This window comes from Acinetobacter sp. P8-3-8, assembly GCF_000214135.1.
Lineage (GTDB): Bacteria > Pseudomonadota > Gammaproteobacteria > Pseudomonadales > Moraxellaceae > Acinetobacter.
In genome coordinates this window covers 1-729 of sequence record NZ_AFIE01000145.1, presented here as the reverse complement: position 1 = coordinate 729, position 729 = coordinate 1, and the positions used below count along the sequence as shown (strand labels likewise).

1 pseudogene is annotated in these 729 nt (G+C 46.0%); it reads right to left on the bottom strand.

What is annotated here, in order from left to right:
- Positions 1–729 (bottom strand): annotated as a pseudogene (locus GGG_RS20250) (hypothetical protein); the annotation flags it as partial.

Sequence of the window (729 nt, the reverse complement as noted above, 5' to 3'; positions counted from 1 at the left end):
CAACAGTACCCACATTCACTTTATCTGTGGTAATGCCATCTTTAGTGATTACTGTTTGATCACCCGCTGTGCCTACTGTTAAGCCAGTCGCACCAATCACCGTACTGTTGGTTCCATCATCAACTTTCAAACCAGTTGTATCAAGTTTGCTATTGCCCGCTGTAATGCTGTCAATCGCAATGTCTTTCGCAAGTTTAACCGTCAATGTATCTGTGCCGTCTGCAACCACACCAATGTTGTTGTCACTGAGTTTAGTTGTATCCGTTACACCGCCTTTAACAGTCACTTTCTCGCCAAGTTTACGGGCAATGTCTGCGCCTGTATCACCTGCAAAGTTTAAGCCTTTGTTGGTTAAACTCGTGTTGATGTTATCCAATTGACCTTTGTTCACAGCATCGCTTGCATTCACACCATTGGCTACATTGCTAATCGTCGTGCCGCCTGAAGTCACTACGCTATTGCCAGTCACTGGATCTGTGCCGATTACCGCCGCTGTACCGTTGCCGTTACCTGCTGTAATGCTGTTGTAGTTGGTACTACCATCAACATTCTTGTCGTATTGAACGCCATTGTCTGATACGGATTGAATCGCATCGTTGATGTTGTTTTTACCCGTTCCACCAATGTCTTCGTATTGGTTCGTCGTGCTGTTATATGTACCACCAACCAATGTGTTGATCTGTCCACCATTCACGGCTTCGGTTGAACCCGCTGCCAATGAACCTGCTG